Origin of the sequence: Aerococcus sp. HMSC10H05 (assembly GCF_001806975.1) — a bacterium.
Classification (GTDB): domain Bacteria; phylum Bacillota; class Bacilli; order Lactobacillales; family Aerococcaceae; genus Aerococcus; species Aerococcus viridans_B.
The window spans coordinates 91307-101439 of sequence record NZ_KV786946.1; the positions used below are offsets into that span (position 1 = coordinate 91307).

At 32.6% G+C, this 10133-nt stretch carries 11 protein-coding genes; 2 read left to right on the top strand and 9 right to left on the bottom strand.

What is annotated here, in order from left to right:
* Positions 1 to 14: 14 nt before the first annotated feature.
* The 9 genes from mngB to HMPREF3116_RS00910 all read right to left on the bottom strand — a co-directional run bounded on the left by mngB (position 15) and on the right by HMPREF3116_RS00910 (position 9316).
* Entirely contained in the window at positions 15 to 2657 is a 2643-nt protein-coding gene (mngB, locus tag HMPREF3116_RS00875; RefSeq protein WP_070466979.1) for a mannosylglycerate hydrolase, read from the bottom strand.
* 59 nt (positions 2658 to 2716) lie between these two features.
* The gene (locus HMPREF3116_RS00880) at positions 2717 to 3157 is read right to left on the bottom strand and encodes a PTS sugar transporter subunit IIA (RefSeq protein ID WP_070466981.1); all 441 of its coding nucleotides are present in this window, start codon (positions 3155 to 3157) and stop codon (positions 2717 to 2719) included.
* Positions 3157 to 5115, bottom strand: a complete 1959-nt coding sequence (locus HMPREF3116_RS00885) for a BglG family transcription antiterminator (RefSeq protein ID WP_070466982.1) — start codon at positions 5113 to 5115, stop codon at positions 3157 to 3159. The genes HMPREF3116_RS00880 and HMPREF3116_RS00885 overlap by 1 nt, the downstream gene beginning before the upstream one ends.
* 170 nt (positions 5116 to 5285) lie before the next feature.
* Positions 5286 to 5927 carry an endonuclease III domain-containing protein gene (locus HMPREF3116_RS00890; protein ID WP_070466985.1) on the bottom strand — a complete coding sequence of 214 codons (642 nt, stop codon included), beginning with the start codon at positions 5925 to 5927 and terminating at the stop codon, positions 5286 to 5288.
* A gap of 87 nt (positions 5928 to 6014) precedes the next feature.
* Positions 6015 to 6542, bottom strand: a complete 528-nt coding sequence (locus HMPREF3116_RS00895) for a methylated-DNA--[protein]-cysteine S-methyltransferase (RefSeq protein WP_070466986.1) — start codon at positions 6540 to 6542, stop codon at positions 6015 to 6017.
* A gap of 97 nt (positions 6543 to 6639) precedes the next feature.
* Positions 6640 to 7023 carry a tautomerase family protein gene (locus tag HMPREF3116_RS00900; protein ID WP_070466988.1) on the bottom strand — a complete coding sequence of 128 codons (384 nt, stop codon included), beginning with the start codon at positions 7021 to 7023 and terminating at the stop codon, positions 6640 to 6642.
* Positions 7024 to 7192: 169 nt separating this feature from the next.
* A complete protein-coding gene (locus tag HMPREF3116_RS00905; RefSeq protein WP_070466990.1) occupies positions 7193 to 7972 on the bottom strand; it encodes a Cof-type HAD-IIB family hydrolase in 780 nt (259 codons plus the stop codon).
* 133 nt (positions 7973 to 8105) lie between these two features.
* The gene (locus HMPREF3116_RS09265) at positions 8106 to 8237 is read right to left on the bottom strand and encodes a hypothetical protein (protein WP_256365708.1); all 132 of its coding nucleotides are present in this window, start codon (positions 8235 to 8237) and stop codon (positions 8106 to 8108) included.
* A gap of 644 nt (positions 8238 to 8881) precedes the next feature.
* A complete protein-coding gene (locus HMPREF3116_RS00910; RefSeq protein ID WP_070466992.1) occupies positions 8882 to 9316 on the bottom strand; it encodes a cupin domain-containing protein in 435 nt (144 codons plus the stop codon).
* Positions 9317 to 9467: 151 nt separating this feature from the next.
* On the opposite strand from HMPREF3116_RS00910, the gene HMPREF3116_RS08715 reads away from it, so the two are divergent.
* A complete protein-coding gene (locus tag HMPREF3116_RS08715; RefSeq protein ID WP_083272700.1) occupies positions 9468 to 9698 on the top strand; it encodes a hypothetical protein in 231 nt (76 codons plus the stop codon).
* Between the two features lie 38 nt (positions 9699 to 9736).
* Entirely contained in the window at positions 9737 to 10066 is a 330-nt protein-coding gene (locus tag HMPREF3116_RS00915; RefSeq protein ID WP_246819004.1) for a DUF4298 domain-containing protein, read from the top strand.
* Positions 10067 to 10133 lie beyond the last annotated feature (67 nt).

Here is a 10133-nt window from a genome sequence, read left to right on the forward strand (position 1 = left end):
GATCCTCTCCATTTCTAATTTGTTAATTTTATGGTGATAAATTTATTCCGTGTTAATTCATTTTTCGCTTCAATTATCGTTGTTTCATCCAATTCAACTTGTGGCTTGTTTCTTAATATTTCTGGAATTTTAATATTTTTATCATAGTACGGATTAAAAATTCGAAGCACTTTTTCCCCAGAATATTCTGAAACCTTTATCGCACTGATACCTAAATCTGTATCATCCAATTCAAATTCCGAATACGCTTTTGGTAAGCATTTTTCTTGTCTTTTTTGACTGAAGATCATTCTACCGTTTAAGAATTCAGAATTTTGATATGACGGTATAATCGTTAGATATTCTTTAGAAATTTTTGATAAGTTTACTTGGTTTAAATTTTCATTGATAATATTAATTCCAAAGGTGCAATTAATTTTCCCTAATAGTTGAGCATCCGGTGTCTCTACTATAGTTTCTCCGGAAGCACGCCCTGGTCTGAATAGCAGATCCTCTTTTCCCATATGACTAAATGTTCTGAATAAAGTTAACTGAATTTTTTCGAATTTTTCTCCAACAATTTCATATTCACGAACACCTTCAGTAATTACTGCATAACTGGTTGTTTCATTTGTCAATGCAACATAACTTTGCATCGGTTCAATAGAAATAGGTGTCTCATCCCATCCTTCTTTTTCCCATATGTTCATTTCTGGTAATTCAACAGGTCTTTGAATTGGTCCGAAAATTTGGTCCGCATAAGAAAATGCACTTTGAATTTGTGTATCTAATTGAACTACTAACTTGTGACTTAAAACGTTATTCTCCACAGATACATTTACATTAATAGTTTCGGTATCTTTCAATAAATCAATAGTTACAGTAATTGGCATCTTTGTTGACTGCACTTTCTCAGCACGTTCTTCTAGATCGAAAGGTAGTGCCATTAACAAATGATATTGTAGCCTTTCTAGGTTAGCGTGTTTTTCAATTTTATACGAAACTCTTTCTGCATCTTCTGAAGATATCTTTAAATCTTGTCTAGGTGGTGAAAAGTTATAAGAATCACCGTCATCTCCAGAATCAATCAACAATAATTGATTTTCATATACTTTTTTCGATTCCTTATCTACTATTCTAACGGTATTATTTTTATTCAAACTAATTTGATATTTATTATTTTCGATTAAATCACTATCTGTGTCTTCCATAATATTATTCAGCTGTGGTTTATTATCTGGATTAATATAAAATGAACGATACCCTAGGCTTGGTAATTCACTTACCCAAACTTTCAATTTCACCAGATATACTTTATCTGGTGTATAAATCGGTTTGCTTGAATCAATTTTTATTGTTTGTTTTAATACATATTCTGTTAGCTCTTGATAGTCCTCTATTACGTAATCTATTTCCTGATGAGAAAGGCTATCGAAAATACTAAATTCTAAATTGGGAACATACGCTTGAACCTCAATTACACCAGTATATTTATAAGGGAACGGATTAAATGTAGTAATATTTAACTCTTTATCAAATTGAATTTTATTCGTAATGCTACGCATAGTTATCTCTAATAAATTACTTGAAATATCCTTTGCTTCCTTATATCGTTGTAGAATATCCTTATTAGTTGAATCGCTGTTACAACCTCCAATACTATCGTGTGCAGCATTTTCAAACATTAGTTTCCAAATTTTTTCAACTGTGCTATGAGGATAGTCAATACCTAACTCATTTGCAATAACCAATACCGGCTCTAGGGTATTGACTATAAAATTCTCAATTTCATTATTCAATTGTTTTAAATCTGCTCTGGTTGAAAAAATAGTTTTATGGATTCTACTATGCTTTCCTTGAGTAAATTCACCTTCAAGTACTTTAAGTTTTGAATAATTGTTATTCAATTCTTTAAAAAAGTTCTCGGGGTCACCCATAATATATTCTCTATATAAATCTAATTCATTAAAATCTTTTATAAGTGCTGGTAAGTTCTCTCTAATTGGTGCTTGGTCATGGCCATATGGAAAATAAATATTGTCAGTATTACTTTCTTTTTCTAAAGTTTCAATAAAATTCTCTATATAAGAAGTCTGTTCTTCTATATTTTCAGGTATACCAAATTCTCCACCAAAATTATAACCATGTCTCATAATATTTGCAGTTACTTCACTACCATCGGTACCCTTCCAAATAAATTGAGTATCTGGAAATGTTGAATCCGCAACACCGCGCCAAAACACTGCATTCTTAATTCCAAAACTTCTATATACTTGAGGCATATTACCCCCTTGTCCGAATGCATCAGGTACATATCCTATACTCATCGAATGTCCTAACTGTTTAGCTTTCTTTGATCCGTATAAGAGATTGCGAACTATCGATTCTTGTGAAATAACAAGTTGGTCACTTTGTGTATACCAGGGACCTATGTATAATCTTTTATCTGCTACCAATTTCTTAATTCTATTCTCATCCTCTGGGTGATAGGATAAATAGTCTTCAACTAAAGAACTTTGTGCATCCAGAATATATGTTTTAAATTCTGGATCATTTTCTAAAACTTCAATAACTTCTTTTACGTGTTTCAGCAAATAAACCGTTGATCTAGAAGTATTAAAATACCACTCCCTATCCCAATGGGTGTGCGGAATCATATGTACTGTTTTTTTACTCATTTTCTTCTCCTTAAAAATACACTATCAAACCCTTTAGTACCTTTTGTTTTTATTAATAATTATTGAAAGGAAAGTTCATTTATATTAGTAGCTCCTTTTAGCATTTCTACAAATTCATCATCCATCAAACGACTAGCTAAATTAGCTAATGTCCTTAAGTGATTATCACCCTGGTCTCCATCCTTAATTGCCAATAAGAAAATATACTTAACTTCATCATCACTACCATCCCATACAATAGGTTTTTTCAATACTGCTAGAGATATCTTGGATGTCAAAACAACATCACTTTTTCCATGAGGTATTGCTATTCCATTTCCTATACTCGTAGGAATCTCACGCTCTCTCTCAAATACTGAGTCCATAAATTTCTCTATATCAGTAATATGTCCACATTCGAATAAAGTATCTGCTAACTCTCGAATTACTTCTGCTGTACTATTCGCATCTGAATTAAAAATAATATTTTGCTTGTCAATAATAATTTGTTCATCTTCCATCAATACACCTCATTTTGTAATACTTTTATAAACTCTTGATAGGTATCGGCTTGAATTAATAACTGCAGCGTTCTTTCAGAGCTTATGACCTTATTGAAAAAACTGTAAATATCATTTAGTTTTGGTTTCAATTCCTTTGACAATAGAAACATAAATATAATTTTTACACTCTCTTCTCCCCATTCAACACCATTCTTATTAATGTAGATTGAAATACTAGATCTTTTTACATATTGATAATCCCCATGGGGCATCGCAAAATCTCCCAATGCTGTTGAAGACATTTTTTCTCTATTAAATATACTTTCTCGAATCTCTGCTTCTACATATTGGTGAGAAACTAACTCATCAATCATCATATTCATCACATCATCTCTAGTAGCTAAAGTATCCTCACTGTGATAGAAGGTACTTTCAGAAAGTAATTCGATAAAAGAATTATCATCTACATTAAAAGCTGAAATTTTATTATTTATATTTTCAATATCTTTCTCAAGTAGCAAAGGACTAACATAAACTATATTTCCATGAGTATTGGTCATTGGAACCGTAGTAATAACCAACTTGTTTAAAATTTCTATTTCATCAATCTCTCTTATTCCAACAGTTCCGATTATCTTAATTTGATTCCCAAATAGACTATTTAAGCGTTGCTCCAAAAGTTTGGATGTTCCAAAACCACTACTACAGACAATATAGGCCTCCACATTTTTACGTCTTTGGATTCTCTCAAAAAATGATTGAATATGAATTGCAACATAAGCTATCTCATCTTCATCAAAAGAAATCTTAAAAATTTTTTCTATCTCCGAAACAAATTTCTTACTGTATTCAAACGCTTCGATAAAATTAGTTTTTATCTGAACCAAATAAGGATTACGAATTGCTAAATTATTTTTCAATCTATTAACTGCACTACGTAGATGGATAGAAAGATCATGAATTAAAATACTATCTGCAGAAATATCCTTAACCAAACCCTGTGTTAATTCAGTAAAATAGCTTAGTCCTTCGCTTTCAATATCCATAACATCCTCCTTATAATGTGATTTATTATAAGGGTTCTGCTGTATAGTAGTTATATGGATATTCATAAACTCTTGTTCATAGTAAGGAACGACGATTCCAAACTCTTTTTCAATCAATTGCTTCAGTCGAATTGTATTTTTTTCAAGTGCTGAAGTAGATTTAACCTCTTTAACTTTAAATTCTTTAATAATTCTCTCTATAGAAATACTTAAATGAATAGCCAAGGAGTTAAATTCGTAGTCCGTTAAATATAAATTAGTTATATGAATAAATTCATTTAAAACATCTGCGACTTTATCCAATGTAGCCATATCAATAAATTGTTTAGCATCTGATGAAAATTTAATTGACATCTTAAATTTGTTTTTAGTGCTTTGTGAAGCAACAATTTTACTTTTAAATGAATTAACAATTTTTGAAATTAACTTTCGTTTATCCATTTCATCTATATCTATCTTGATACCATTTTTAGTTCCTATCACTTCTAGTCCATTTTTTTGTAAAATGGTTCGTGTCTCTTTCAATAGGTTTTCAACTGATGATCTACTTAAAAACATTTTGTCTGCAATTTCTTGAATTGTAATGTATCCATTAGAATTAATTAATATTGATATAAACTCTAACTGACGATCATCGTCTAAAAAGATATCTAAGCCTTGATTTGAATTAAACACAACATCAATATCCTCACCAGTTAAATAAATTCCTATGCGTGATTCATAATTGATTTTTAAATCAATTTGTTCCTCTGTAAATTGCTTATTAATTACTGAAATATATTTCTTTATCATATATCTTGTCCATCCAAGAATGGAAATTAGCTCGTTATATGTAACAATCTCTTTTTCCTTAATGATTTTCAACAATCTCATTTGATGTCTGTCTATGATAATCACCACCTTCTTGTATCCGTTTTCATTATAGAACATTCAAATTCTCTTTAATACCTAATGTTTTTTTAGTATCTTTTAAAAAAATTAGGTATACGAAAACTTAAAAAAAAATATATAAATATCCTTTCGAAACTAGTAGTACCTGATTCTTTATTCTTTAAAAATTGTGCCTAAAAAAACTACATTAGCTTTACAATTTTCCAGCGCTAATGTAGTTCTATCTTAGATAAAAAATTTTCTTTTACTTGTCCATTTTTGTTCAAATATAGTTTGCCAAATTCGTCAATTAAGCCATGAAATTCTTGGGCTTCTTCATAAGTGAAATCATCCGGTAAGACGATATCTTGATAAAGGCTTTGATAGGTTGCATAGGATTTGTCTGTCAACCAACTGAATAATCGCCTAGCGTAGGCATCAGCGATGAAGGCTGGTTGGTCAAATATAAATACGCGAAATACATCAGCTGTTTCAAACCCTACACCAGGCAATTTCAAGAGTTCACTTCGTAACTGTTTTCCGTATGCATTCTGTATAGCTTGATAATCCCAGTTATGGTGGTCAAACCATTGGAAACTAGCTTGAATTGCACGCGCCTTGTTGCGGTAGAAACCACTAGGTCGAATCAATTCTTCCAATTTTGCTACAGGTAATCTTAAAATTTCTTCAGGCAAAAAGGCGGTTGCTGATTTCAAATTATTTAGGGACTTATCGACGTTACGCCAATTGGTATTTTGAACAAGAATTGCCCCCAAGATGATTTCTACCTTAGATTCAGCAGGCCACCAACCTTGTGGGCCCATTTCATTCAATAAGGTATCGTATAATTTCCTAATTGCTAATTTATCCATTATCTCACCCTAAATTATTTTGCCGATATGTAATATTTTTCTTTTTATTTTCATTTAACAAGGAATCAGTTTCCCTGACCGTCCCACTTATACTTGATGGTTATCTAGTTTAGATTGATCAAAGCCTTCCAAAGCCAGTAAAGCTATTTTGCGGTCGATACCACCTGCATAACCTGTAAGTGCGCCATTGGTAGCTACAACCCGGTGACATGGAATTAGAATTGAAATGGGATTGTGGCCAACCGCACCGCCAGCTGCACGAGCTGAACCTCTTTTTCCCGGAGTATTTGACGCAACTTTATCCGCTAATTCTTTATAACTAGTTGTTTGGCCGTAAGGGACATTCATCAACGCGTTCAGAATCTGCTGACGGTAAGGTGTTGCTTCTGGTGCTAGAATAGTCGGGTCAAGGATAGGGTTCTCACCAGCAAAATAAGCATCCAACCAATTTTTGACTTGCATTATCACCGGTGTTTCGGCTGCTGTCATCGTTTGCAAGTCGTATTGACTACCGAAATGTTTTTGGTCAGCAAACCACAGGCCTTTAATAGTTTGTTCGTCGCTCACGATAGTGATTTGTCCGAGTGGTGAGGTATAAGATGATTTGTAATATATGGTAATCCCTCCTGGGTTAAGATGACAGATACCCTAGCTATCTCAAAAAAATGGGGATAGCTAGGGTATGGCTTTTATGTACTTGTAGTAATACTGCTTACTCTGCGTATTGGGCAATGCCATTACCAAAGGACCAGTTCTCTTTATTTACTTCAATTAAATTGATGAAAACATCTTCTTTGCGAATTTCTAATTGACTATTTAATTTATCCGCAATCGTCTTGTATAAAGCTTTCTTTACTTCAGTTGTACGCCCTTCATTCATGGTGATTTGAATGATCACGATACCATCTGTACGGTCAACACCTAGGTAATTGGTAGAAAATATCAGTTCTTCAGCTTTTAAATCATTCACAACTACGAACTTGTCTTCTTCAGGAATGCCAATTGTTTCAAGCATAGCTTCATAAACTAACTCACCTAGTTGTGTTTTAAATGCGGCTGTCTTACCTTCTAAAAGATCGATTCTCACTAATGGCATATAACACACTCCCTATCTGATTCATAACATGATTATATATGAAAAAATGATTAAAATGCTAATAAAATACTTTAAATTTAATACTGATCAAAAATATTTTATTTTTAATCAAAAAGACACTTCTATAAAGAATAAATAAGAAGTGCCCTATTACAAAATATAGCTATTATTAAATTAATTCGTGTTCAACACAGAAGTGGTAAATACCGTCTTCAGCTACATGTCCGATTACCTCGTCAGCTACTGCTTTTAATTGGTCAGAACCATTTTCCATAGCTAGTCCAAAACCAACAGCTTCCAGCATCTCAATATCATTATTCCCGTCGCCAAAGGCAATGGCTTGAGACTTGTCTAGTCCATAATAATCAAGTATTTTACGAATTCCCGCGCCTTTTCCAGCAGAAGCTGGGATAATATCCACAGCCCGGTCCCACCAGGCCGTAATCTTTGAATCAGTGGTATTATTCATGATGACATCATAGTGTTCTTTAGTTGAACCAAGCATCAACTGATAGATACTTTCATTTTCAATTGTTTCATCAAATGCTTCCGATACGATGACTTCTTGGTGAGCAAAAGAAAAGTAATCAATTAAATCCTCATCTTTCCCATTCGCAATCGTTTTATCTTTCGCGGCAATAGCAACTGGCCGGTTCAAAGTCTGCGCATTTTCAATAATTTGCTTAATATCTGATGTGGGAATTGGATGCTTATGAATACTTTCTGTTTGATTAAAACAATATGAACCATTGAAAGTTAAGTAAGCATCAAAATCAATATCTTCAAATTGCGGTAAAGCAATTGGACTTCTTCCGGTTGCTAAGCAAAGTAAAATATTCTGCTCTTTTAACGCTTTTAGCGTCTCTAGCATTCGCTCTGAAATTTGTTTCTTCTCCATATCAATCAAAGTACCATCAATATCAAAGAATATCATTTTTACATCTTTCACCAGCAATCAACCCTTTCTAAGAAAACCTAGTATCGACAGTAATAGTCATTTTATATAAGCCTAAACTACAGTAAATAGCTAGTCTAAAGCAACAAGAACCCCATCGTTATCATTTGACGGACAGATTCATCGGTCACTGCTTTGACTTCTTCAGACGCATTTTCCATAGCATAAGCGCTACCACATCATCAGTATAATCTGTCCGCATAAAGGTGCCATCCATATCAACAACAACTAACTTAATATCATAGGGGGTGACATCCATCATTTACACTCCATTCATTTAGTCTATATAAATAAAGCGTTTTCTAAATGTATGTTAACATGTCTATATAAGTGAGTAAATTACTTTGAATGCTTTAGTAATAAGCTATCAATATCCAAGAATTGCAGTAATAAAGTAATCAATAGCATATGCTGTTCAACTTAAATTAGATATTATCTAATTTATCTTGAATAGACGGCTATGCTATGGGTAATAAATTTTATGGAAGTTAATGCTAAATTGGATAATAAATTTAATTTTTATGAAATGGAAGAAACTTTCTTGAAGATTAGTAAAGAATAGGAATTTAAGCCGATCAATCTTAAGTTTCCTCATCAAGTAACTCACTGATTCTAATATTTTTTATCGCTAATATCGAAAAGTTGTTTTATAATAGTTGAATAGGTCATGAAATTTCCTTCTTTCAAGTATATTGTGGTGATTTACTTTATTTTAGGATTTCATGACCTTCTTGTATAACAAAATAGTGCTAACAGAAATTCCTAAGAATTGTCCACCTATACTATTTATCATAAAGCATAACTTTTTATATATATTTATTGATTTCTAGCATAAAAAAACCGATAACGCCTTTAAGGTCATCGGTTTTCTTGATTTAACTATTATTTATACTTTAATAGATTTTATTCATTTGGATCGCTTTCGGCATCTTCTTGAGTGGCATGAACAGTACCAGGTACATGGTCAGGACTAGCATAAATAGTGTAAAGTTTTAATGGTACGCTCCCCCGATTAGTGATATTATGCCATAAACCTAATGGCACAAAGACTGCTTCATCTTCTCCAACTTTTTGTTCAAAGGATAAATCGTCCTCAGCAGGGCCCATCTGGCAAAGACCCTCACCTTGCTCGATACGGATAAATTGATCACTTTCATGATGTACTTCTAAACCAATATCACCGCCTACAGGAATTTCCATAACAGTTAACTGCAACTTGTTACCTGTCCACATCGTTGTACGAAAATTTGTATTCTCTAACGTTTCTTTTTCAATATCTAAAATATACGGCTTTTTGTCGTTATCTACATTACCAGTTAGAAATTTATTGTCAGTCATCATAATCCCTCCTTATCTATCATTCTACTCCTTATATATTTAAATGCAAATACATTGTGAATAAGTGATCATAAAAATATTGTTGCTTCCTATTTACTTTTAGTTTATGATTTTTTTAGTTATTTATTCATTTATAGAAAGGCGCTTTATTATGAGATCACTTATCCATTTTTGGCAGCAAGCATTTAATTTTAAACAGCATTTAAGCTGGCGTGAGGCTTTATCTAGGATTTTAACAAATCTTATTTTTATTATTATGCTCTACGGCATTGCTTTAATTGCACCACCTTCATGGGAGGAACCCATTGCTTCTCTTGCCCGAATTTATAGTACCGTATCAATCATTCCGATATTAACCACCATCATTAGTGCAATAAAATAATCGTCAAATTGACAAGCTTTAAGAAAGTTGGGGATAACTTGAAAAATACTGATAATTTTTATGAGATGGAAGAAAATTTTTTGAGGATTTCTAAAGAAATTGAGGTCATGTCTGATTCCCTCGAAAATTTTGAAAAATATCTACCAAACCTCCAACTGTTTCTTAACTACTATGGCAGTGAGAACTGGTTTAAACATTTAAAGATGGAAGAAGAAGGCCTATTTGAGGATGCGAGTACAACAGCTGTACTAGGAGAAGACTACAGCTATGACCTGGTGATCGATATTATGAATTTAGCCAATAAACTAAAGCGTGTTGGTGAAAGCTTATTAGAAGATAGCTCAAATTCCTCATCCAACAACGAATAAAAAGCTATTATTTAATGCATAGTAGACTTGGTTATCAATCGAGTAGGAGGAATCTTTCGATTCCGAC

What these genes read in the sequence shown, in the direction of transcription:
- mngB (WP_070466979.1), bottom strand. Translation starts at nt 2,657, where the DNA reads ATGAGTAAAAAAACAGTACATATGATTCCGCACACCCATTGGGATAGG.
- HMPREF3116_RS00880 (WP_070466981.1), bottom strand. Translation starts at nt 3,157, where the DNA reads ATGGAAGATGAACAAATTATTATTGACAAGCAAAATATTATTTTTAAT.
- HMPREF3116_RS00885 (WP_070466982.1), bottom strand. Translation starts at nt 5,115, where the DNA reads ATGTTCTATAATGAAAACGGATACAAGAAGGTGGTGATTATCATAGAC.
- HMPREF3116_RS00890 (WP_070466985.1), bottom strand. Translation starts at nt 5,927, where the DNA reads ATGGATAAATTAGCAATTAGGAAATTATACGATACCTTATTGAATGAA.
- HMPREF3116_RS00900 (WP_070466988.1), bottom strand. Translation starts at nt 7,023, where the DNA reads ATGCCATTAGTGAGAATCGATCTTTTAGAAGGTAAGACAGCCGCATTT.
- HMPREF3116_RS09265 (WP_256365708.1), bottom strand. Translation starts at nt 8,237, where the DNA reads ATGGATGTCACCCCCTATGATATTAAGTTAGTTGTTGTTGATATGGAT.
- HMPREF3116_RS00910 (WP_070466992.1), bottom strand. Translation starts at nt 9,316, where the DNA reads ATGACTGACAATAAATTTCTAACTGGTAATGTAGATAACGACAAAAAG.
- HMPREF3116_RS08715 (WP_083272700.1), top strand. Translation starts at nt 9,468, where the DNA reads ATGAGATCACTTATCCATTTTTGGCAGCAAGCATTTAATTTTAAACAG.